The organism is Blautia sp. OF03-13, assembly GCF_003460685.1.
GTDB lineage: Bacteria > Bacillota > Clostridia > Lachnospirales > Lachnospiraceae > Fusicatenibacter > Fusicatenibacter saccharivorans.
Genome location: NZ_QTVR01000023.1, coordinates 26,035 through 47,686, shown reverse-complemented (window position 1 = coordinate 47,686; position 21,652 = coordinate 26,035). Strand labels below are relative to the sequence as shown.

Annotated in this window: 24 protein-coding genes; 21 read left to right on the top strand and 3 right to left on the bottom strand. The window is 51.0% G+C overall.

Going from position 1 to position 21,652, the window contains the following annotated elements:
• Nucleotides 1–217: MerR family DNA-binding transcriptional regulator (locus tag DXA55_RS14510; RefSeq protein ID WP_242998504.1), on the bottom strand; the 217-nt coding region annotated here is incomplete at its 3' end.
• 286 nt (nt 218–503) lie between these two features.
• Between DXA55_RS14510 and srtB the strand changes: the two genes are divergently transcribed.
• The 10 genes from srtB to DXA55_RS14460 all read left to right on the top strand — a co-directional run bounded on the left by srtB (nt 504) and on the right by DXA55_RS14460 (nt 8,365).
• On the top strand, nt 504–1,355 hold the full coding sequence (gene srtB, locus DXA55_RS14505; protein ID WP_117814519.1) for a class B sortase: 852 nt from the start codon (nt 504–506) through the stop codon (nt 1,353–1,355).
• Between the two features lie 26 nt (nt 1,356–1,381).
• Nucleotides 1,382–2,113 (top strand): NAD-dependent protein deacylase, encoded by a 732-nt coding sequence (locus DXA55_RS14500; RefSeq protein WP_117814518.1) that lies wholly within the window; start codon nt 1,382–1,384, stop codon nt 2,111–2,113.
• 107 nt (nt 2,114–2,220) lie between these two features.
• Complete coding sequence (locus DXA55_RS14495) at nt 2,221–2,412, top strand: DUF951 domain-containing protein (protein WP_022461609.1); 192 nt, start codon at nt 2,221–2,223, stop codon at nt 2,410–2,412.
• 147 nt (nt 2,413–2,559) lie between these two features.
• Nucleotides 2,560–2,847, top strand: a complete 288-nt coding sequence (rpsF, locus tag DXA55_RS14490) for a 30S ribosomal protein S6 (RefSeq protein WP_022461610.1) — start codon at nt 2,560–2,562, stop codon at nt 2,845–2,847.
• An 11-nt stretch (nt 2,848–2,858) separates the two neighbouring features.
• Nucleotides 2,859–3,320: a single-stranded DNA-binding protein gene (locus DXA55_RS14485; protein WP_055220137.1), complete on the top strand. Its 462-nt coding sequence runs from the start codon at nt 2,859–2,861 to the stop codon at nt 3,318–3,320.
• 20 nt (nt 3,321–3,340) lie between these two features.
• Nucleotides 3,341–3,589: a 30S ribosomal protein S18 gene (rpsR, locus tag DXA55_RS14480; RefSeq protein WP_022461611.1), complete on the top strand. Its 249-nt coding sequence runs from the start codon at nt 3,341–3,343 to the stop codon at nt 3,587–3,589.
• A gap of 189 nt (nt 3,590–3,778) precedes the next feature.
• On the top strand, nt 3,779–5,824 hold the full coding sequence (locus DXA55_RS14475) for a DHH family phosphoesterase (protein WP_055228105.1): 2,046 nt from the start codon (nt 3,779–3,781) through the stop codon (nt 5,822–5,824).
• Between the two features lies 1 nt (nt 5,825).
• On the top strand, nt 5,826–6,272 hold the full coding sequence (rplI, locus tag DXA55_RS14470) for a 50S ribosomal protein L9 (RefSeq protein ID WP_117814517.1): 447 nt from the start codon (nt 5,826–5,828) through the stop codon (nt 6,270–6,272).
• Between the two features lie 4 nt (nt 6,273–6,276).
• Nucleotides 6,277–7,611, top strand: coding sequence for a replicative DNA helicase (dnaB, locus tag DXA55_RS14465; RefSeq protein WP_022461614.1), 1,335 nt, complete (start codon nt 6,277–6,279; stop codon nt 7,609–7,611).
• Between the two features lie 157 nt (nt 7,612–7,768).
• On the top strand, nt 7,769–8,365 hold the full coding sequence (locus DXA55_RS14460; RefSeq protein WP_055220134.1) for a MerR family transcriptional regulator: 597 nt from the start codon (nt 7,769–7,771) through the stop codon (nt 8,363–8,365).
• A 63-nt stretch (nt 8,366–8,428) separates the two neighbouring features.
• On the opposite strand, the gene DXA55_RS14455 is transcribed toward DXA55_RS14460, so the two are convergent.
• Nucleotides 8,429–8,632, bottom strand: coding sequence for a DUF1858 domain-containing protein (locus DXA55_RS14455; protein WP_117814516.1), 204 nt, complete (start codon nt 8,630–8,632; stop codon nt 8,429–8,431).
• Between the two features lie 206 nt (nt 8,633–8,838).
• Here DXA55_RS14455 and DXA55_RS14450 point away from each other — a divergent pair, with 206 nt between their 5' ends.
• The gene (locus DXA55_RS14450) at nt 8,839–9,009 is read left to right on the top strand and encodes a DUF362 domain-containing protein (RefSeq protein WP_022461616.1); all 171 of its coding nucleotides are present in this window, start codon (nt 8,839–8,841) and stop codon (nt 9,007–9,009) included.
• 68 nt (nt 9,010–9,077) lie between these two features.
• Here DXA55_RS14450 and DXA55_RS14445 read toward each other — a convergent pair whose 3' ends face one another.
• The gene (locus tag DXA55_RS14445; protein ID WP_117814515.1) at nt 9,078–9,827 is read right to left on the bottom strand and encodes an adaptor protein MecA; all 750 of its coding nucleotides are present in this window, start codon (nt 9,825–9,827) and stop codon (nt 9,078–9,080) included.
• 695 nt (nt 9,828–10,522) lie between these two features.
• Between DXA55_RS14445 and DXA55_RS14440 the strand changes: the two genes are divergently transcribed.
• From DXA55_RS14440 to DXA55_RS14400, 10 genes are all read left to right on the top strand, one after another.
• Nucleotides 10,523–12,223 carry a glycosyl hydrolase family 18 protein gene (locus DXA55_RS14440; RefSeq protein WP_158565096.1) on the top strand — a complete coding sequence of 567 codons (1,701 nt, stop codon included), beginning with the start codon at nt 10,523–10,525 and terminating at the stop codon, nt 12,221–12,223.
• A gap of 60 nt (nt 12,224–12,283) precedes the next feature.
• Complete coding sequence (locus tag DXA55_RS14435) at nt 12,284–13,300, top strand: hypothetical protein (RefSeq protein WP_117814513.1); 1,017 nt, start codon at nt 12,284–12,286, stop codon at nt 13,298–13,300.
• 82 nt (nt 13,301–13,382) lie between these two features.
• A complete protein-coding gene (locus DXA55_RS14430; protein ID WP_330415328.1) occupies nt 13,383–14,174 on the top strand; it encodes an N-acetylmuramoyl-L-alanine amidase family protein in 792 nt (263 codons plus the stop codon).
• Entirely contained in the window at nt 14,071–15,345 is a 1,275-nt protein-coding gene (locus DXA55_RS14425; protein ID WP_117814512.1) for a transglutaminase domain-containing protein, read from the top strand. The genes DXA55_RS14430 and DXA55_RS14425 overlap by 104 nt, the downstream gene beginning before the upstream one ends.
• Before the next feature lie 135 nt (nt 15,346–15,480).
• Nucleotides 15,481–15,645, top strand: a complete 165-nt coding sequence (locus DXA55_RS18990) for a hypothetical protein (RefSeq protein WP_330415327.1) — start codon at nt 15,481–15,483, stop codon at nt 15,643–15,645.
• 120 nt (nt 15,646–15,765) lie between these two features.
• Nucleotides 15,766–18,234 carry a methyltransferase domain-containing protein gene (locus tag DXA55_RS14415; protein WP_117814523.1) on the top strand — a complete coding sequence of 823 codons (2,469 nt, stop codon included), beginning with the start codon at nt 15,766–15,768 and terminating at the stop codon, nt 18,232–18,234.
• A gap of 10 nt (nt 18,235–18,244) precedes the next feature.
• The gene (locus DXA55_RS17370; RefSeq protein ID WP_199605846.1) at nt 18,245–19,186 is read left to right on the top strand and encodes an ABC transporter permease; all 942 of its coding nucleotides are present in this window, start codon (nt 18,245–18,247) and stop codon (nt 19,184–19,186) included.
• Nucleotides 19,187–19,219: 33 nt separating this feature from the next.
• On the top strand, nt 19,220–19,987 hold the full coding sequence (gene nikC, locus DXA55_RS17365; RefSeq protein WP_199605848.1) for a nickel transporter permease: 768 nt from the start codon (nt 19,220–19,222) through the stop codon (nt 19,985–19,987).
• Nucleotides 19,988–20,023: 36 nt separating this feature from the next.
• The gene (locus DXA55_RS14405; protein ID WP_117814511.1) at nt 20,024–20,860 is read left to right on the top strand and encodes an ABC transporter ATP-binding protein; all 837 of its coding nucleotides are present in this window, start codon (nt 20,024–20,026) and stop codon (nt 20,858–20,860) included.
• Complete coding sequence (locus DXA55_RS14400) at nt 20,853–21,620, top strand: ABC transporter ATP-binding protein (RefSeq protein WP_022461627.1); 768 nt, start codon at nt 20,853–20,855, stop codon at nt 21,618–21,620. The genes DXA55_RS14405 and DXA55_RS14400 overlap by 8 nt, the downstream gene beginning before the upstream one ends.
• Nucleotides 21,621–21,652: the final 32 nt, after the last annotated feature.

The following is a 21,652-nucleotide window of genomic DNA, read 5'->3' as shown; positions in this document are numbered from 1 at the left end:
TTTGATTTTTTGTAGATACTCTGGCATAAATAACTGCCTGACGTTTATCATTTTCGATATTTATGCCTTTGAATTGAAGATATTGGTCATACGTATAATAACGCCTGTCGGTCGGAGTTCGATTTGCTTTTAAAATTCCTTCTCTGTCCCAACGCTGTAACGTTTTAACAGATATCCCTAACAGTTCAGCAAAATCTTTCGGCTTGTAGTTTGTGATATTTGATGTGTTCATAATATGATTCTCCTTTTATATATTTAAACACGTTATATCACATTTGACAATATATTTAGTTACTTATATTTTCCTCCTCATGTATGTGGTGTGTTACTGTATTCACAAGTGACTTGTCAGTCGACTTTTAGTCTATCATAAGATGGAGGCGGGTGCAATCCTTTTCCGGGGGCATAAGTTGACAAAAGAAAGGGGCACGCTTATAATTGAGACAAATTCAGAGCGCTTCCAGAAAACAGCGCAGACAGTAAAAAAGTGATAAAGGAGACGCATGGGAAAACAGAAAAAGAAACAGAAAAAATGCGGCAATCCGCTTTGGACTCTGGTATTTTTAGCGGCACTTGCTGTTTTCTGCTTTTCCGGGTACAAGCTGATCGGCATTTACCTGGATTACAAGACCGGCACGGATGAATACCGGGATCTGCAGCAGTATACGACGGAAATTACAAAAACACCGGAGACACCGGCAACGACGAAAACAGAGGAGCCGCAGGCGGAATCCGAACCGGCGGAGCCTTCCGAACCGGAGCCGGAACCACTGTCGTATCCGACAGAACCGCCGCTTGCCGTCGATTTTGAATCCTTAAAAGCGATTAACCCGGATGTGAAGGGATGGCTTTATATCGAAGCTCTCGACATCAGTTACCCGGTCGTACAGGGGCCGGACAACGATGCGTATCTTCATACGACGTACGAGGGAACGAGCAATTTTGCGGGTTCCATTTTCCTCGATTACCAGAATCAGGGTGATTTCAGTGATGGAAACACAATCGTTTACGGTCATAATATGAAGAATCTCTCCATGTTCGGAAAATTGAAACAGATGAAGGAGCAGGAAAAATATAGGGACAGCGTCTATTTCTGGATGCTGACGCCGGAATCAAACGATGTGTACCAGATTTTTTCTGCCTTTTATACGGAGGCAGACAGTGATGTCTACACGCTGCATTCCGGCGGGGGTGAAGCGTTTGTACAGTATCTGAATACCATGGCGGCACGGTCAGAGATCCCGGTGGAGCAGCCGGAGATGGATGAAAACAGCCATATTATTGTGCTGTCCACCTGTGCGGCGAGCGATACGACTGGACGGTTCGTCGTTCTGGGCGTGCGGCGGAATCGGTAATGATTGGTCAGAAGGAGGAATGACAGATGGAAGAGGAAAGAAAAATCGAAGAACTGCAGAGATTGATTGATACACATGAAAATATCGTATTCTTCGGCGGCGCGGGCGTGTCCACGGAGAGCGGGATTCCGGATTTCCGGAGCGTGGATGGCCTTTATCATCAGAAGTATGACGTTCCGCCGGAGACAATTTTAAGCCACAGCTATTTCCTGCGGTACCCGGAAAAGTTTTATGCTTTTTACCGCGACAAAATGCTTCCGGTCGGCGCGAAACCGAACGCGGCGCATAAGAAACTTGCAGAGCTGGAAGCGGCGGGAAAATTAAAAGCGGTTGTGACGCAGAACATTGACGGACTGCATCAGGCGGCGGGAAGTAAAGTAGTGTATGAACTGCACGGAAGCATACACCGCAATTACTGCATGAAATGCGGGGCAGCCTGCGGTACAGAGCTGGTGAGAAAGAGCAGCGGCGTTCCAAGATGTGAAAAATGCGGCGGCATGATCAAGCCGGATGTCGTTCTCTACGAGGAGAGCCTGAACGAGAAAGTGCTCGACGGAGCGATCCGCGCGATTGCGGCCGCCGATCTTCTGATCGTCGGCGGAACGTCGCTTGCTGTGTATCCGGCAGCAGGTCTTCTCCAGTATTTTCGGGGCGATGCACTGGTCCTGATTAATAAAGGTGCAACACCGATGGACAACAACGCAGATCTTCTGATCCAGCAGCCGATCGGACAGGTGCTCGGCAGTATCCGGGTGTGAAAATTCAGAGCTGTGAAAAATGGAGGTGCGGCTCTGATGATACAGAGAGAACCTTGAGAAAAAATCTCGGAAAGTGTCAGGAAATATAAAAATAAGGCGGAAGAAACATGGCAGAACATTACGAAGTAGGCGATATTGTAAAACTGAAAAAGCCGCATCCGTGCGGCAGCAGCGAGTGGGAAATCCTGCGTGTCGGCGCAGATTTCCGTCTCAAATGCACCGGCTGCGGCCACCAGATCATGGTAGCACGCAAGCTGGTCGAGAAAAACACCCGCGGATTACGAAAAAAAGATGCGTAATATCGTGAAAAAAACAAGAAAACACGCGAAAAAGGGCTTGCTATAAGCCCTTTTTTATGTTAAAATAACAAATTGTGACGTATAAAAATAATTCCTTGCTCCCCATAATGAAAATGGGGTGCCAAAAAGTCCAAAAGGAGGTAAAGCATGAACAAGTACGAATTAGCACTGGTTGTGAATGCAAAACTTGAAGAAGAGGAACGCGCAGCTGTAGTTGAGAAAGCCAAAGGTTATGTAACCCGTTACGGCGGAACAGTTGGCGAAGTAGAAGAGTGGGGCAAAAAACGCCTTGCATACGAAATTCAGCATATGCGTGAAGCATATTACTACTTTATTCAGTTTGAAGCAGACGCAACAGCTCCGGCAGAGATCGAGAGCCATATGCGTATTATGGATAACGTACTGAGATACTTAGTCGTTAAAAAGGAAGCTTAAGAGGTAAGCGAATGAATAAAGTTATATTGATGGGAAGATTGACCAGAGATCCCGATGTCAGATACTCTGCTGGAGAAAACTCCACAGCGGTAGCCCGTTATACACTGGCTGTTGACCGCAGATTCCGCAGAGACGGCGATTCCGCAACCGCAGACTTTATCGGATGCGTTGCTTTCGGCCGCCAGGCAGAATTTGCAGAGAAATACCTGCGTCAGGGAACGAAGATCGCCATCACCGGCCGCATTCAGACCGGAAGCTACACCAACCGTGAAGGCCAGAAGGTCTACACGACAGACGTAGTTGTAGAAGAGCAGGAGTTTGCAGAGAGCAAAAATGCAGGTGGAAACAACGGAGGATACTCCGCACCGCAGCATAACAATCCGGCTCCGTCCGCGAATACATCTGACCTGGGCAGCGCCGATGGTTTTATGAATATTCCCGATGGCATTGACGAAGAATTGCCATTTAATTGATAGAAAAGGAGAGATTGATCATGGCTTATAATAATAGTGAAAGACCAGCTTCCAGAAGACCGGCCCGCAGAAGAAGAAAAGTTTGTGTTTTCTGTGGTGGAGAAGAGATCAGCTACAAGGATGCAGCTAAACTGAAAAAATATGTATCCGAGCGTGGTAAAATCCTGCCGAGACGTGTAACTGGAACCTGCGCAAAACATCAGAGAGCAGTAACAGTAGCCGTTAAGAGAGCAAGACATATGGCTATTATGCCGTACGTAGATGATTGATTCTGACTTGCGCTAAGCACTGTCCGAACGTTCATTTTGAATCGGTAAATAAATGGAGGTATCTGCCCGAAAAGGGCGGGTACCTTTTTTGTATCCAGAAGTATCTTGTTGCCAAAGTACAGGTCAAAGTGGTATAATCGGAAAGACAGGAGCGAAATACAACACGCAACGTTGGAAAGGTGTTAGGAAATGAAAAGCAAAATGAAGTTGAGCGGCCAATTGCGGAGCTATCTTCGATGGCCGCTGATTTTGTCCATCCTGATGCTTGTGATGAATATCGGCATGTATTTTGTGGATGTGATGGCAGGAATGTGGTTCACGCTGTTTTTTGCAGTCTATGTGATCGCAGCCGCAGTTCTCTATTACAGACAGCGTCCGCAGGTGATCAACGAGCTGATTACCTTTGCGACTGAATACGGCCAGGTTCAGAAGCATCTGATCCAGGAACTGGCGCTGCCCTATGCCGTTATGGATTCGCAGGGAAAACTTCTCTGGGTCAACAAAGAGTTTACAAAAATCACAGGGAAGGATACACAGTATCATAAATGTATCGCCACCATTTTTCCGGAGCTGACGGTCGAGCGGCTGCCGAAAAATGAGGAGGAGACCGACATCAACGTGGCTTACGGCGAAAAGAATTTCCGTGCCCATGTAAAAAGCGTCTGCATCGACGAGCTGATCCAGAATTCGGAGATGATCAACACAGATATCAAAGGCTATTTTATTCAGGCACTGTATCTGTTCGATGAGACGGAGCTCCGCGAGTATATGCGGAAATTCGAGGACGAAACGATGGTCACCGGTCTTCTGTATCTGGACAACTACGACGAGGCGCTGGAGAGCGTCGAGGAGGTCCGCCGTTCCCTTCTGACCGCACTGGTCGAGCGAAAGATCAACAAATATTTCAACGATCTCGATGGACTGGTGAAGCGGTATGAGAACGACAAATACATCGTGGTCATGCGCCGGAGTTCGTTAAATGAACTGAAAGAGAAAAAGTTCGATATCCTCGAGGACGTCAAGACCATCAACATCGGAAACGAGATGGCGGTCACAATCAGTATGGGTATCGGAGCAGATGCTGGATCGTTTGCGAAAAACTCCGAGTATGCGAAAATCGCGATCGACCTGGCTCTTGGCCGGGGCGGCGATCAGGTCGTTTTAAAGGACGGTTCGAAGATTCAGTATTTCGGCGGAAAAACGCAGGCTGTGGAAAAGAATACGAGAGTCAAAGCCCGCGTCAAGGCGCACGCGCTGAAAGAATTTATGAACACGAAAGAGAAGGTCGTTGTCATGGGACACCGCCTGCCGGATGCCGATTCGTTCGGTGCGGCCATCGGTATCTACCGTGCGGCGAAAACGCTGAATAAAAAAGCGTACATCGTCATCGACAACCCGACCAGCTCGATCATTCCGCTGATGAATACGTTCAGCGACAACCAGGATTATGAGGCGGACATGTTTGTCAACAACCATGAGGCGAAAGAGATCATGGACGACAACACGCTGCTCGTTGTGGTCGATACGAACAAGCCGAGCATCACACAGTGTGAGGATCTGCTGTACATGGCGAAAATGATCGTCGTGCTGGATCATCACCGGCAGGGAAGCGATACGATCCGCAACTCGGTGCTTTCCTATATTGAGCCGTATGCATCATCCGCGAGCGAGATGGTTGCCGAGATTCTCCAGTATTTTACCGAGGGAATCCGCATCCGGAACGTGGAGGCGGACAGCATCTATGCCGGCATCATGATCGATACCGACAACTTTATGCAGAAAACAGGTGTCCGCACGTTCGAGGCGGCAGCGTTCCTGCGCCGCTGCGGTGCGGATGTGACGCGTGTGCGCAAGCTGTTCCGTGAGGATATGAACGATTACAAGGCAAGAGGAGAGACGATCCGCAATGCGGAGCTGTTCCGCGGCCAGTTCGCGATTTCCGAATGCCCGAGCGACTATGTGGACAGCCCGACGGTGGTCGGAGCACAGGCGGCGAACGAGTTGCTGAACATTGTCGGTGTCAAGGCGTCCTTTGTACTGACCGAGTATAAAGGCGTGATCTATATCAGCGCCCGCGCGATTGATGAGGTCAATGTACAGATCATCATGGAGCGGATGGGCGGCGGCGGTCATCTGAATATGGCAGGATGCCAGCTTGAGACCGTCGATCTGGAGGGGGCGCGCAGCCTCCTAAAATCAACCTTAACAGAAATGCAGGATGGAGGAGAAATCTGATATGAAAGTTATCTTACTGGAAGACGTAAAAGCACTTGGTAAAAAAGGACAGACTGTAAACGTAAGTGATGGATATGCAAGAAACATGCTTCTGCCGAAAAAGCTTGGCATCGAGGCAACCGCAAAGAACCTGAATGAACTGAAACTGCAGAAAGCACACGAGGACAAAGTGGCAGCAGAGCAGCTTGCCGAGGCACAGGCTTTCGCAAAAGAAATCGAGGGAAAACAGGTTACCGTAGCCATCAAAGTCGGTGAGGGCGGAAAAGTATTCGGAAGTGTATCGGCAAAAGAAATTGCAGAAGCAGCCAAAGAACAGCTTGGATACGACATTGACAAAAAGAAAATGCAGCTTCCGAACCCGATCAAGGTTCTCGGAACGACAGAAGTGCCGATCCGCCTGCATACCAAAGTAACTGCAAAGCTGAAAGTTATCGTAAAAGAAGCATAATTCTATGGAAGAAGCACTGATTAAACGAATCCTTCCGCACAGCATCGAGGCGGAGCAGTCGGTCATCGGTTCCATGCTGATGGGACGCGAAGCCATCATGGCAGCATCGGAAATCCTGACGAGCGACGATTTTTACCAGCACCAGTACGGCGTCATTTTTGATGCCATGGTGGAGCTGTTCAATGAGGGAAAACCGGTCGATCTGGTCACCCTGCAGAACCGCCTGCGTGAAAAGGATGTTCCGCCGGAGATCAGTTCGATGGAGTTTGTCCGCGATCTTTTAAATGCGGTGCCGACTTCGGCGAATGTGCGCCATTATGCGAACATCGTCAGCGAGAAAGCGGTGCTGCGCCGTCTCATTAAGCTGACAGAAGAGATTGAGAATGACTGCTATCTGAACAAAGAGCCGGTGGAAGTCATCATGGAGGAGACGGAAAAGAAGATGTTCCAGTTATTGGGCCAGCGGAATTCCGGAGACTTCATGCCGATCCGCCAGGTTGTCATCAATACGCTGGAGAACATCGAGCGTGCATCGAAGACGAAGGGAAATGTCACGGGTATTCCGACCGGATTCACGGATCTGGACTACAAGACATCGGGTCTGCAGAACTCTGACTTTATCCTGATTGCGGCACGTCCGTCTATGGGTAAAACGGCGTTTGTCCTCAATATTGCGCAGTATATGGCGTTTAAGAAAGACAAAGCCGTTGCGATTTTCAGTCTCGAGATGTCGCGGGAGCAGCTGATGAACCGTCTGCTCTCGATGGAGTCGAAAGTAGATTCCCAGCATCTGAGAACCGGAAACCTGAAAGACGACGAATGGAGCAAGCTGATCGAGAGCGCCGGCATGATCGGTGAATCCCGACTGATGATCGACGATACACCTGGTATCTCGATCGGAGAGATGCGGTCGAAATGCCGCAAATACAAGCTGGAGCACGGTCTTGATATCATCATCATTGACTACCTGCAGCTGATGTCGGGAAGCGGAAAGAGCTCCTCGGAATCGCGTCAGCAGGAGATTTCGGATATCAGCCGTTCCTTAAAAGCACTCGCGAGAGAGCTGAATGTGCCGGTTGTTGCACTGTCCCAGCTTTCCCGGGCTGTTGAGCAGCGTACCGACCACCGTCCGATGCTTTCCGACCTGCGTGAGTCGGGAGCGATCGAGCAGGATGCCGACGTTGTTATGTTTATCTATCGAGATGATTACTATAATAAGGATTCCGAGAATAAGGGAATCGCGGAAATCATCATCGCCAAACAGCGAAACGGCCCGATCGGAACCGTCAATCTGGTCTGGCTGCCGGATTATACGAAATTTGCGAATGCAGAGAGATAAAAGAAAATATTTTATGTGTCAGAACGTGTCGTGGGATAGTCCTGCGGCACGTTCTTTGTGTATAATTGTATGAAATTGTCGGAATATTACGATGAGATTTTCTTGCGGCAGGGGATAACAGATCCTATAATAAAGGGAAGAAGGGAGTGGCTGCCGTATGGAAAATAGAACGTATCTGGTCACGGAGGCGGAGAAGCTGACCGGGGAGAAAGCGCATGTGCTCCGGTACTGGGAGGACGAGCTCGGCATGGAAATCCACCGCAATTCGCTGGGACACCGCTGCTATACTGCGCAGGACATTCAGATTTTTCTGGGAATCCGGGAACTGAAGAAAAAGGGGCTTCACCTGAAAGCGATCCGCGAGCTGATGCCGAAGCTGGTGCAGGCAACGGCGGAGATCAAAGCGTTTCCGGCGGAAGCGGCAGAGACGGCAAAGGAGAAGCCGGATCCGGCAATACCGGGAAAAGCGGACGAAGTGCCGGAGGTGGTTGTCGATCTTCTGCCCGAGCGGGAAGCAGAACAGCTGGCGGACACTGTGATGCGGCAGGAAGAGGAGGAGCGTCAGACGGAGTTTTACCGCGTGCTCGGCCGTCTGCTTGATCAGATGATACAGAAGCGGCGCCAGGAAGAGCGGAGCCGCCGTGTGGATGAGGCGATCCGCCGCCACCAGCAGAGCCGGAGAGAAGCAGCGGCGACGCTGGAGCAGAAAGGAAAACGGACGAAAGCAAAACGGGGCCATCGGAACAATGGGTAAATCGGACAGAAAAAAAGAACGCCTGTGAGAGGCGTTCTTTTTGGATCCACGCGGAAATCCGGCTTATTTTGCAGCCAGATAATCGTTGATCTGGTCTTCCAGAACCTGAGCGTCCAGGCCGTGAACCATAGCTGCTTCTTCCAGGGACTCACCCTGTGCAGAAGGGCAGCCGATGCAGTGCATGCCGGCTCCCATCAGGATTCCGATGATATTTGTATCCATTGCGATTAACTTGCCGATTGTCATGTCTTTCGAGATCTTTGCCATCTTAAAGTTCCTCCTTTAAATGTGTATATACCCGTCGTTCCGATTTTGACGGCTATTTTGATTATAGCGTACCCCCGGGGGGAATGCAAGAACAAATTCATAAGATTATAGAATGTTTATAATTTTGTACTTGTATTTCAGAGGGCAATCGTTTACAATGTGGATAGTACCGAAAGGGCCAAAAAATCTACAAGGAGGATAAGATCATGGCATATGTAATCACAGACGAATGTGTAAGCTGCGGAACCTGCGCTGGAGAATGTCCAGTAGAGGCTATCGCTGAGGGAGATTCCCATTACGAAATCAACCCGGATGTATGCGTTGAGTGCGGAACATGCGCAAGCGTATGTCCAACCGAGGCTATCACAGAAGAGTAATTTGTACGGAACGTACAAAAAAGGAAGTCCTTCGCGGACTTCCTTTTTTTATACATACGTTTCAAAACTTACAGAGAAGCCAGCTCCTGCAGAGCATTCTCTTTTACCATTGCATTTCCATGTTCCAGCAGAAATGCTTCAGCGGCCAGGGAGAAGGATTCCTGTCTGCCGTACTCAGAAAGAATGTTGCAGACCTTGTTGAATTCCTCCGGTTTGCAGCCGGACTGGTGCAGAACGAGCTGATAGTTGGCATCTGCCTTGTTCTTATAGAGGGAATTGCTGCCGGTAAAATACTGGTTCAGCGCTTTTGCGGAGCTGATGACATCGTCGAGGGTTGAGAAGTGGAAGGTGCGTACCAGATCCACATTCTTTTCCTCGGATGCTGCAGGCTCTTTTTCGTTTTCCTTCTGTGCCGCTTTCTTTGCGATTTCCTGTGCCTTGTTCTTCACATCGCAGAGCTTGTGGAACAGGTCGATGATGTCGTCCGCGCCGGAATACTGTACCGGTTCCGGTCCGTCCGTATCGTCGCCGGATGGAGCAAATTTGGCGAAGCGGGTGTCGAGCTCCTGTGGATCCTCGACTCTGGTGATAATGAGGACAATACTGTCCGGAGCCACCGGAACGGCCTCGACCATGAGCGGGGCATTATCCACATTGAAGCCGAACTGCTGGTTGGCTTCAAGCATCATATCCTGAAACAGGCTGCGGGCCTTTTCCGTGCCGTAAGCCAGTTCGCTGAGCTTTAAATTTCTTTCGGCAAGATCGGCGCTGGTCAGTGTGCAGCGGATCTTGTTATCATTGATTTTTTCTATTTTCATAACTCTCACGTCCTTAATTACTCTTTACTTATATAAATAGGGCTGCTTACGATATAGTATAACACATCACGGAAAGAAGTAAAGAACTTAAGATTTTTTTTACATTTCGCATAATTTTTTCAGAAATGAAGGGACAAACTTTATTTGTAATTCCCCCGGTTTGAAGTATAATGGGAGTTGGGGAAACCTTTGCTTCTGTCCGGAGGGTGCATACTCCGGCCGGAAGCAGGCACAGAAAAAACGGATCGGATAAGAAGGCGTCCCCGCGAAACATGATCATTGAAACTAAAAACAAAAGTATTTCATACGGATCGATGGGGCTTTCTTTTTTGTACGTCACAACTGCAAATAAGCCATGAAACAAACAATCGACAAAACTTTTTAAACAGATTTTCTGAAAAATACCCAATAGCAAAAAGCAACGATACTTTCGTTACTGTTCAATCAGCAGTGAAACACCTGCTGTTTCGCTGCGTAAGAACATGATTCAGGTGTGAGCAGCCCTCCTTTTGCGAAGCAAAACTTTAAATGAGGGCTGCGAATGTTACAGTTCGCTGGGAACCAGTGAACTGTAACGATACTTTCTGACTCGCATGCGGTTCCCTTGCGCATAACGGTTGCTATTGGGTATTTTTTTTGTTATAATGGGCGCAAGTGGGGAGATCTTCAGAGCGAAGAAAAGGGGAAAAGAACACATGAAGGAGCAACAGAAGAAAAAAGCAGCGCCGGTACTGGTCGTACTGATTCTGATCGTGCTAGTCGGTGCAGCAGGCGTTGTTTCATTTTTGATAAACCGATATAAACCCGGAACCGAATACATGGCCGGGAACGAATATTTTAACCTGACAGACGAAAACAGCGTTGCGCTGATCCAGAACGGAGAACTTCTGGAAGAGCAGGCCGTCCTTATCGGAGGAGAGCCGTATGCGGCGTACACATATGTAGAATCCCAGCTGAACAGCTGCTTCTACTGGGATGAAGAAACAAAAGGAATCCTGCTTACAACGAGCGGCGGCGTGCAGACACTGCTTCCGGGCGATGCGGCCGTTGCCAAAACACCGGGCGGACAGCCTGCCGTACAGCAGGAGAGCGACGGAACGGTTTACATTTCGCTGGATGTCGTAAAAGAATACACAGATCTCGACTATGCATATTACAGCGATCCCAACCGTGTTGTAATCCGGAATGAATGGGACGGCGTGGAGCAGGCGACGGTACAGTCAGACACCGCGCAGGTGCGCCAGAAGGGCGGCATCAAGAGTCTGATTCTTGCGGATGTACAGAAGGGAGACACCCTGCTGTATCTGGAAAATCTGGACAACTGGTGCAAAGTCATGACGGCGGACGGCTATACCGGATACATCCAGACAGAGGATATCTCCGAGCCGGAGGCCATCGAAGCGCGGACGGCAAAGAAAGATTCCTATGAAAGAATTACACGGGATCACAAAATCAATCTGGTCTGGCATCAGAGCACATCGACCGAGTCGAACGACGCGATGGCAGAGATGACAGCAGAAATGACCGGCGTGAACGTGATTTCACCGACTTGGTTTTCCGTGACAGACGAAACCGGTACGATTTCCAGCCTTGCGAGCGCCGATTACGTGAAACTGGCGCATGACGCGGGACGGGAAGTCTGGGGATTGATTGATAACTTTAATGAAGCATTTGACGAAACAACCGATCTTGCCTACGCATCCGTGCGCAGCAGAATCATTGAGCAGCTGCTCGCCGAGGCAGCATCGTGCGGCATGGACGGCATCAACGTGGATTTCGAGAATCTGAAAGAGGCCGGAATCCCGCATTACCTGCAGTTTCTGCGGGAACTAACGAGCGCGGCGCATGCACAGAATCTTGTGGTGTCAGTCGATACGCCGGTACCGCAGGCTTACACGATGTATTATCAGCGCGGCGAGCAGGCAAGATTTGTGGACTATATGATTGTCATGGCCTATGACGAGCATTTCGCGGGAAGCGAGGAGGCAGGCTCTGTTTCATCCCTCCCGTTCGTACAGCAGGCCGTGGAGGAGATGACGCGGGTGATGCCTGCCGATCAGGTGATCTGCGGAATCCCGTTTTATACCCGTGTCTGGACGGAAAAGTTCGGACAGAGCGCCATTACCAGCGAGGTGCTGGGCATGGATGGCGCCAAAAACTATGCCAAAGAGAATCAGATGACAGAAACCTGGGATGCATCCCTTGGCCAGAATGTGGCAACGGTAGAAACTTCCGATGCCAGATACACGATCTGGATGGAGGATGAGCAGTCCATGGAGGAAAAACTGAAAGTGATCCAAAGCGCCGATCTCGCCGGAGTGGCAGAGTGGAAGCTCGGATTCGAGTGCGCAGACGTCTGGAGTCTGATTTCAGAATATATTGAAACAAACAGTTGACGAGGAGTCCGGGAAGGATAAGGGGAATGATAAAAGCCCGGGCACGAAGGAGGAGTATACATGTCAGAAAACAATCACGAAGAATTATTTAAAACAACGCTGATGGGCGGTTTCGATAAGGACGATGTCATGACGAAAGTGCAGAACCTGAAAGATCAGGCGTATGCCGCTCAGAAGAAACTGGAAGCGAAGATCGAGGAAAAAGAGCAGGAAATCGAGAAGCTGAACCGCAAGATCCGCGAGCGTGAGGATAAAATCGAGGAGCTCGAAAAAAACATTCATGAGAAATACCAGAGCTATATCGACAATTATGACAGCATCAGCGGCCTTGTGTTTGAGGCACAGGTGAAAGCGAAAAAACTGACACAGGAAACAGAGGAGAGCTGCAGAAAGCTAAAAGAAGAGACCGAGGAAGCCTGCCGCCGGAAAACCGAAGAAACGGACGAGTCCTGCCGCGAGAAAACGGAGGAAACGGATGAGGCGTGCTGCAAAAAGAGAGAGGAGACAAACGAGTCCTGCCGGAAACAGCGGGAAGAGACAAAGGAATCCTGTGCAAAGCAGCGCCGCGAGACGAAGGAACAGTGCGAATACATGGTAGAGAGCGCACGTCAGAAGGGCGAGGAACTGGCTGCTGTTTATGAAGAAAAACTGCAGGCCGAAGCAGAAGAAATCCAGAGCCATATGGACGCGGAGCTGCAGAAAGCCAACACCAGATACCAGAAGATTTACGCCGAGATGGAAACCATGACGAGTGTACTCGAGAAGAATCGCAGAATTTTTGAGGAGACCTTTGCCGGCATCGAAAAAATGCGTGAGGAGATGAAACGTTCTGCATCGGAAGTGGAAACCTTCATGAAAGATCCGGTAAAAAGTATCTTTCCCGGAGAGGCAAAAGAAACAGCCGCAGAGCCAGACCGTGAAGATACCGCAGAAGAAGCAGAGGAAGAAGACGAAATCGTCGAAAATTCCGCAGTCATCGATTTCGAAAATGAGCCGGATTATCTCGATGATGACAACGACGAAGAAGAGGATGAAATCCCGAATCGCGCGCATGATGAAGAAGATGAGGAAGAGTAACCGGAAGCAATAAGAGTTGTAACCTGCCCCGCTGCTGCATAAAATGACCAAGAAAGGAAATTTGCAGCAGGGGGCTTTTTATTTGGAAAAAGGGAAAAAACTGGAATGGCTGATGGCGGTGATTCTGCTTTCGGCGGCGTATGTTCTGTCCCGCGAGGGCGCACGGCTGGTGGCAGCACAGAAGGCAGCCACAAAAGTAGTGGTGCTGGACAGCGGCCACGGCGGCGACGATCCCGGCAAAATCGGGGCAAACGGTGTCAAAGAAAAGGACATCAACCTTGCGATTGCCCGTCTGCTGAAAAAGAAGCTGGAAAAGCAGGGAATCCTTGTGGTGATGACGCGGGAAGGGGAGGATGATCTCTCCAATCCGGGAGCCGTGAATGCGAAAGTGCAGGATCTGCAGCGGCGCGTGCAGCTGATTCATAAAAAAAAGCCGGACTGTGTGATCAGCATTCACCAGAACAGCTACCCGGATGCGGCGGTCAAAGGGGCGCAGGTGTTTTATTATACGGATTCAAAAGAAGGCGAAAAACTGGCGCTCTGCATGCAGGCTGCACTGGTCGCGGGGCTCGATCCGGCGAATCACAGGAAAGCCAAGGGAAACAAAACGTATTACATGCTGAAGAAGACAGACGCAGTGCTGGTGATCTGCGAGTGCGGATTCCTCTCAAATCCGGAGGAGGAAGCGCTCCTGAACACAAAGGAGTACCAGAAAAAGGTGGCGGATGCACTGTGTGACGGCGTTTTAACGTATCTGGGAGAAAAGAAGAATGGCAAAGAGAAGACACAGACGAAGACGGAAGAGACCGCTGCGGGCGCTGCTTCCGCTTATGCTTGCCCTGCTGGCGGCTTATCTGGTATTCGGAGAATTTGATGAGAGCGATCCCGCGCAGAACGGAAGCGGAGCGGACAGCAGCACTGCTTCACAGACGGCAGACGAAAACAATGGTCTGTCAGAGAATGGCGCAACACAGTTTCAGGCGGAAAATACAGATGGGGAGGAGCTGGCGAAGCGGTATTATTACAGCCAGCTCGATGAAAACAGACAGATGATTTACCGCGAACTGGTGCAGGGAATCGCGGAACACCAGGAAACCATCATCACAAAAGGCGGCGATCCCGATGTGACGGCGGAGGTTTACGGATGGGTCTATATGGATTACCCGGAGTACTGCTGGATCAACGGAGCATCACATGTCACGGGATACGGTGAGCCGAAAAACTACTGTGAGGTAGTTCCAGAATACACGATTTCTGCGGAGGAGATCACAGGCCGCCAGACCCAGGTCAAAGGGGCGGGAAATGATTTCTTAAGTGATATCGACCGTTCGATGGATGACTATGGGAAGATTAAGGCTGTCTTTGAAAAATGTATCCGGCAGATTGATTATGTGAAAGATGCGCCGGAGAATCAGACACTCTACAGCGGACTTGTGAACGGACAGACGGTCTGCGCAGGCTATGCCAGAACGTTCCAGTATCTGATGAACCGCCTGGACATCCCGGTCATTTATGTGACGGGAACGACAGACACCGGCGAGGCGCACGGCTGGAATATCGTAAAGTGCGGAGACAATTATTACAACGTCGATGTAACCTGGGGCGATCCGGTATTCGCAGAGGGCGAGAGCGGCGAGTACAATCTGCCGGACGACCTGATCTACTACGATTTTCTCTGCGTTTCCGATGCGGAATTTTCGGACACGCATCAGGCGGATGCGAATCTGCCGCTCCCGGCGTGCAATGCAGATGACCTCGAGTATTACCGCCAGATCGGCCGGTACATGGATACATTTGATGCGACGCAGATTCTGTGGGAAATGGAGACGGATATTGAAGAGACAAAAGAGTATTCCGAATTTAAATTTGCCACCGATGATCTGATGGCGCAGGTCATGGAAGCCCGACCGGAGCTTCTCGATAAGGCTTCCGGCTATCTTTGTAGCTATTACGGACTCGGGTCCGTAAAATATACATACAGCGAGGATACGGCGACAAGAAAGCTGATGGTATTCTGGCAATATAAAGGAGAACCGAGTGAATGACGGTTCTCCTTTAAAAATATCCGGAAACAAAATGTCGATCAGCTCGCGCTCGCGAAACTCGATGGTAATCAGGCACGAATAAGGGAGTTCGGAAACCTGGGAAACACTCACAAGATCCTGACGGACGGTGATGGAATGATCCGTGACATTGGTAACCTCTGCGACCCAGGCGGCATGCGGGATCATCAGATGTTCCGCAATCGAAGGGCCGACCTGCGCGGTATCGCCGTCGGTTGTCTGACGTCCGCAGATAATCAGATCCGCGCTGCCGATCACCTGAATACCCTGCGCCGGCGTTAAGAATATCCCCCGTGGGGGCTTGTGAAAAAGGCCGATTTTTGGTAGAGTAAAGGGATATTTGAGCGGTTGGAAAACGGCCGCGCCGGGAAAGTTAAGAAAAAGAAGAAAGAAGCGGAAGATATGGAACAGGAATTATTACAGGAAATTGCCTCCTACTGGGGAACCCGTGCGGAGGGGTATTCTGAGGTCAATGAAAAAGAACTGGCGGGAAGCCAGAGAGAAGCGTGGCTGCATGTATTAGAGGAGCAGTTTCCAGAGAAAAAGAAAGAAGAGATGAAGATTCTCGATATCGGAACCGGCCCGGGATTCTTCCCGATGATTTTGTCGGAGGCAGGTTATACGGTGACGGCTGTTGACTACACGGAGGAGATGCTGGAAAAGGCGAAAGAGAATCTGGGAAAATATACGAAATACGGTCTGGAGCGCGTGACGCTGCAGCGGATGGATGCACAGAATCTGGAGTTTGCGGATGAGACCTTTGATGTTGTCATTTCCAGAAATCTGACCTGGAATCTGGAAAAGCCGGAGCAGGCATACCAAGAGTGGATGCGTGTCCTGAAACCGGGCGGCGTGTTGCTCAATTTTGATGCGAACTGGTACGGTTATCTCTATGACGAGGAGAAAAAAGAAGCGTACGAGGCAGACCGGAAGAAAGTGGAAGAGCAGCAGCTCGACGACCATTATCTGTGCACGGACATTGACCGCATGGAAAATATTGCGCGCCAGGTGCCGCTCTCTGCGATGGAACGGCCGGCGTGGGATACGAAGGTGCTCGAATCCCTCGGCGTCTGTTCCATCCAGACCGATTCCGAAATCTGGAAGCGCGTCTGGAGCGAGGAAGAGAGACTGAACTATGCATCGACACCGATGTTTCTGGTGCGCGCGGAAAAAAGCGCAGAGCAGTCCTTCCAGCTTGGTGATGTGACCGTACGCCGTGGCGAAAAATATCAGGGGGATATCTCCTTTGCGAATGGGGATATCGTGCTTCCGGGAACGATTATCTGTGGAAAACTTCCGGGAAAAACAATGCTGATCACCGGCGGCGTTCATTCCGGGGAATACGTCGGCATTCAGGCGTGTGTGGAACTGGGAGCGGAGCTTCAGCCGGAAAAAACGGTTGGAACGATCGTGATTTTAAAGGTCTTAAACCGTCCTGCTTTTGAAAACCGTGCGGGCAGTCTCGGACTTTCCGATGGCAAAAACCTGAACCGTGTATTTCCGGGCAATCCAAACGGAACCGAGATGGAGCGGCTGGCGTGGGCCATTACGAAAGAAGTTTATCCGAAGGCGGATTATTATATTGATCTCCACAGCGGCGATGATTTCGAAGCATTGACGCCGTATGTCTATTACGCCGGAAAAGCGGCGCAGGAGGTGACAGAAATTTCGCGGAAAATGGCGGAGCAGGTGGATGTTCCGTACATGGTGCGTTCCATGGTGTCATCAGGCGGAGCGTACAACTACGCGGCGTCCAAGGGCATCGCGAGCATCCTCTTAGAGCGCGGCGGCATGGGAGCCTGGACTTCCGAGGAGGTCAATTCCGACAAGCGTGATGTGCGCAATATCTTAAGCAGCCTCGGCATGTATCAGATCCGCCGCGATGTGCGGAACTACGTGCCGATAGAGGTGACGGATGTCCGCTATCAGGCGGCTTCCGAAGACGGCCTCTGGTATCCGGCGGCAAAACCGGGCGATATGGTTGCAGAGGGCGCACTGCTCGGAACGATCCGTGATTATAATGGAAAACTCCGTGAGACATGCCGTGCCGAGTATACCGGTGTGGTGCTGTACCAGACGGGCAGTCTGCAGGTAACAGAAGGTGGCCCTGTCGTTGCTTACGGAAGAATTGTGCGCGAGCCGGAGTACGACGACCGCAAAGAGCAGATTGTCCATTACTGGGAGAAGCGGAGCGAGAGCTTTTTAGAGCAGAGACGCTCCGAACTTGCGAACCCGATTGCGAAGCGCTGGATGAAAGAGATTGAAAAACAGATCCCGGCGGGAAGACGGTTAAAGATCCTTGATGTGGGCTGCGGAGCCGGATTTTTCTCGATCCTGCTGGCAAAAGAGGGCCACGAGGTCTTCGGCATCGACCTGACACCAGAGATGATTGAGAATGCGATCCAGCTCGCCGAAGAAGAGAATGCCGACTGCTGCTTCCAGGTCATGGACGCGGAAAATCCGATGTTTGCGGATGAAACGTTCGATGTTGTCATTTCCCGAAACCTGACGTGGACGCTGCCGAATGCGGAGCATGCTTACGGCGAGTGGATGCGTGTGCTGAAAACGGGCGGTGTGCTGCTGAACTTCGATGCCAATTACGGAAAAGAAGACGTTGCAGATACAAAGGGACTTCCGGAGGCGCATGCCCATTTCAAGGTTGGAAACGAGATGCTCGAAGAGTGCGAACGGATCAAATCACAGCTCCCGATCAGCCGCAAAAACCGGCCGGCGTACGATGTGGCGGTGCTGTGCGAAAACACAGCGGGAGAAATCCGCATTGATACGAGCCTTGGAAAACGCATTTATCTGGAAAAAGACGAGTTCTATAACCCGGCACCGATGTTTTCGATTTGTGCCGTGAAGCAGTAAAGGAGTATTTGTGAAAAAATATCTGTTAAAACGACTGCTTCGCCTGATTCCGGTATTCCTCGGCGTGACGATTCTCGCTTTTCTGCTGACGGGACTTTCCTCGGTCGATGCGGTGGATTTAAAAGAGAGCAGCAGCGGCGGCGTGATGTCGGAGGCGGAAAAAGAAGCGCTGCGGGAGGAGCTGGGACTGAATGAGCCGAAAGCTGTCCAGTACCTGCAATGGCTGAAAAACGCCCTGCGCGGTGACTTCGGGGAGTCGTACGTTTCCGGCAAACCGGTGCTTGTAAGCTTCTGCGAAAAACTGCCCGCAACGATTGCACTTGCGGCGCTGGCGCTTGCCATGACGGTCTGTCTTTCGTTTCCGCTCGGTATCTTAAGTGCAAAATATCAGAATACATGGGCGGACCGCAGTATCAGCCTGTTCTGCTTTGCAGGTAATTCGTTTCCGGGGTTTTTCACTGCACTTCTTCTCTTGTATTTCTTTTCGCTGAAATGGAATCTTTTTCCGGTTCTCAGTATGGGAAAGGGATGGAAAAGCTGTGTGCTTCCGGCGGCGACGCTTGCGGTTTCGATGACGGCAAAATACACCCGTCAGGTGCGTTCTGCCGTGCTTGCAGAGCTGGAGCAGGAGTACGTGGCGGGTGCACGGGCACGTGGGTTAAGTGAAAACCGGATTCTGTTTGGAAATGTATTAAAATCCGTGCTGCTTCGGATGGTCACGCTGCTATTCTTATCCGCCGGTTCGCTGCTTGGAGGAACCGCCATCGTTGAGACGATTTTCATGTGGAATGGTGTCGGAAAAATGGCCGTGGATGCCGTTTCCATGCACGATATTCCCGTGATTCAGGCATATCTGGTGTGGATGGCGGCGATCTATCTGCTGCTGCATCTCATTGCTGATCTGATGATGGGTGCACTGGACCCGCGGGCGAAGCTGGAGGGAATGCGATGAAAAAAGAACAGAAAAGAAAGATCCTTTTATGGCATCCTCGCCGGTGCGCTGCTGCTGTTTGCCGCATGTGCGGCCCATCTGGCACCGTACGATCCGTATGAGCAGAATCTGGAACTGTCCCTTCTTCCGCCGTCCGCGGCGCACTGGATGGGGACGGACCGCTATGGAAGAGATCTGTTTTCAAGGATTCTCTCCGGCGCGCGGGTCAGCATTTTTTCAGCACTTCTTGTCGTTGCGGCAAGCGCTCTGATCGGAACACTCGCCGGAATTTTCAGCGGCTGGCTGGAAGGTAAAACGGATACGGTTCTGATGCAGATCTCCGATATTTTTCTGGCCTTTCCGGGTATGGTATTTGCAATCGCATTTTCCGGCGTTCTGCAGAGCGGCATGACGGGAGCCGTTGTGTCGCTGATCCTTGTTTCCTGGCCGAAATATGCACGGCTTGCACGGAACCATGTGCTGGCATTGAAACACATGCCGTTCATCGCGGCGGCGCGCCTTACAGGAAACGGAACATGGAAGATGATCAGACGCCATATTCTGCCGAATCTTGCGGGGCAGACGATTGTCACAGCGGTGCTTGATATCGGAACGATGATGCTGGAAATCGCGGGTCTGTCCTTCCTCGGCCTTGGTGCGGAAGCGCCGTCGGCGGAGTGGGGAGCGATGATGAGCAACGGAAGAAGTATGCTGCAGACCGCGCCCTGGGTCATTCTGGCGCCGGGACTGGCGATTTTTCTGACCGTTCTTGTCTGCAATCTGCTTGGTGAGGCGGTACGGAAAACGGTGGATCAGGGATAAGGGGCAAACGAAAATGGAAACAAAGGGAGCAAAAACATGAGCGAAAAACTGCTGGAAATCAGCGGCCTTTCTGTCTGTTATGAGGGGGAGCAAATTTTAAATAACATCTGTTTTTCCGTCGAAAAAGGAGAAACCGTCGGCATCGCCGGGGAGTCGGGCAGTGGAAAAAGTACCTTGCTGCGAGCGATCCTGCGGCTGATGGGAAAGAATGGTTCCATCACCGGCGGGCAGATCACATTTCGCGGAGAGGAGCTGACGGGCATGTCCGAAAAGAAGCTGCGGAGTCTGTGCGGTTCAGAAATTGGTATGATTTTCCAGAATACAGGGGCATCATTCTGTCCGACCCGGAAAATCGGAACACAGATCTGTGAAAGCGTGCGCGCCCATGAGAAACGCTGCGGATTCATCACCCCGATTTCTGGGAGAATGTCTGGCAGAAAAAGCCGCAGAGAAATCAAAGATATGACGCTCCAGCGATTTGCGGATATGGGGCTTTCGGATGGCGAGACGATCTGGAACAGCTATCCATCGTCGCTCTCCGGCGGCATGAACCAGCGCGTCGGGATTGCGCTCGCAATGCTGCTGCATCCGTCGCTTCTTCTGGTGGACGAGCCGACGAGTGCACTCGATGTGGTTTCGCAGGCGCAGGTGCTGCGGGAGCTTCAGGCGTTGCAGCAGAAAGAGCAGACGGGGATGGTGCTGGTGACGCACAATCTTGCGGTTCTCGAGCAGATGGCAGACAGGGTTGCTGTTTTGAAGGATGGAAACATCGTGGAGCAGGGGGAGACAAGGACGGTTTTCGATCACCCAAAGGACGAATATACAAAAAATCTCCTTGCGGCTGTGCCGGGAAGAGGGAAGAACGATGCATAATCATAACATGCTGGAAGTAAACAACTTAAGCAAAAACTTTGCTGGAACCGGCCGGGAAACGGAATTTGCCGCCGTGGACGGCATCAGCTTCACACTGGATGCGGGTGAATGTCTTGGCCTGATCGGGGAGAGCGGATGCGGAAAAAGCACGACGGCCCGTCTGATCACCGGATTGGTCCAGGCGGATGCAGGCAGCGTTCTGTTGGAAGGCGAGGAAATCCTCGGAAGAAAAGGCAGGCGGCAGCGCGAAGTTTACCGGAAAATACAGATGGTCTTCCAGACCCCGCAGGATTCCTTCGATCCAATGCAGACGCTCGAAACCGGGATTCTGGAAGCTTTTCGGAATCAGGGAATGAGCCGGAAAGAGGCGTGTCTTCATCTGCCGGAGCTGCTGAAAAAAGTGGAACTTAGTTCGGAAACGGCGATGCGCTATCCCCGCGAGACGAGCGGCGGAGAGTGCCAGAGAGCCGCAATTGCGCGGGCTCTTGCTGTGCAGCCGTCTCTTCTGATCTGCGACGAGGCAACGAGTGCGCTCGATGCGGCGGTACAGGCGCAGATCGTTCAACTGCTGAAAAAACTGCAGCGGGAAGAAGGACTTGCGATGCTGTGGATCGGCCACGACCTTGCGCTGGTGCGGGAACTCTGCAGCCGTGTGATTGTCATGCGGCAGGGAAAAATCGTGGAGCAGGGGGAGACGCGGGAGGTATTGGAGTACCCGAAAGAGGAATACACGAAACTGTTGATGGAGTATAGTCTGTGAGAAAACTGTTGAAACAGAAAATCAGACAGCGG

Bases quoted from the DNA above. Each gene is read 5' to 3' on its own strand.
- DXA55_RS14455 (WP_117814516.1), bottom strand. From the start codon at position 8,632: ATGGCAAAGATCTCGAAAGACATGACAATCGGCAAGTTAATCGCAATG.
- DXA55_RS14445 (WP_117814515.1), bottom strand. From the start codon at position 9,827: ATGAAAATAGAAAAAATCAATGATAACAAGATCCGCTGCACACTGACC.
- DXA55_RS18990 (WP_330415327.1), top strand. From the start codon at position 15,481: ATGATCCGTGACATTGGTAACCTCTGCGACCCAGGCGGCATGCGGGAT.
- DXA55_RS14495 (WP_022461609.1), top strand. From the start codon at position 2,221: ATGGCAGAACATTACGAAGTAGGCGATATTGTAAAACTGAAAAAGCCG.
- rpsF (WP_022461610.1), top strand. From the start codon at position 2,560: ATGAACAAGTACGAATTAGCACTGGTTGTGAATGCAAAACTTGAAGAA.
- DXA55_RS14400 (WP_022461627.1), top strand. From the start codon at position 20,853: ATGCATAATCATAACATGCTGGAAGTAAACAACTTAAGCAAAAACTTT.
- srtB (WP_117814519.1), top strand. From the start codon at position 504: ATGGGAAAACAGAAAAAGAAACAGAAAAAATGCGGCAATCCGCTTTGG.
- DXA55_RS14435 (WP_117814513.1), top strand. From the start codon at position 12,284: ATGTCAGAAAACAATCACGAAGAATTATTTAAAACAACGCTGATGGGC.
- DXA55_RS14460 (WP_055220134.1), top strand. From the start codon at position 7,769: ATGGAAAATAGAACGTATCTGGTCACGGAGGCGGAGAAGCTGACCGGG.
- DXA55_RS14405 (WP_117814511.1), top strand. From the start codon at position 20,024: ATGAGCGAAAAACTGCTGGAAATCAGCGGCCTTTCTGTCTGTTATGAG.
- DXA55_RS14475 (WP_055228105.1), top strand. From the start codon at position 3,779: ATGAAAAGCAAAATGAAGTTGAGCGGCCAATTGCGGAGCTATCTTCGA.
- rplI (WP_117814517.1), top strand. From the start codon at position 5,826: ATGAAAGTTATCTTACTGGAAGACGTAAAAGCACTTGGTAAAAAAGGA.
- DXA55_RS14500 (WP_117814518.1), top strand. From the start codon at position 1,382: ATGGAAGAGGAAAGAAAAATCGAAGAACTGCAGAGATTGATTGATACA.
- dnaB (WP_022461614.1), top strand. From the start codon at position 6,277: ATGGAAGAAGCACTGATTAAACGAATCCTTCCGCACAGCATCGAGGCG.
- DXA55_RS14440 (WP_158565096.1), top strand. From the start codon at position 10,523: ATGAAGGAGCAACAGAAGAAAAAAGCAGCGCCGGTACTGGTCGTACTG.
- DXA55_RS14425 (WP_117814512.1), top strand. From the start codon at position 14,071: ATGGCAAAGAGAAGACACAGACGAAGACGGAAGAGACCGCTGCGGGCG.
- rpsR (WP_022461611.1), top strand. From the start codon at position 3,341: ATGGCTTATAATAATAGTGAAAGACCAGCTTCCAGAAGACCGGCCCGC.
- DXA55_RS14415 (WP_117814523.1), top strand. From the start codon at position 15,766: ATGGAACAGGAATTATTACAGGAAATTGCCTCCTACTGGGGAACCCGT.
- DXA55_RS14450 (WP_022461616.1), top strand. From the start codon at position 8,839: ATGGCATATGTAATCACAGACGAATGTGTAAGCTGCGGAACCTGCGCT.
- DXA55_RS14485 (WP_055220137.1), top strand. From the start codon at position 2,859: ATGAATAAAGTTATATTGATGGGAAGATTGACCAGAGATCCCGATGTC.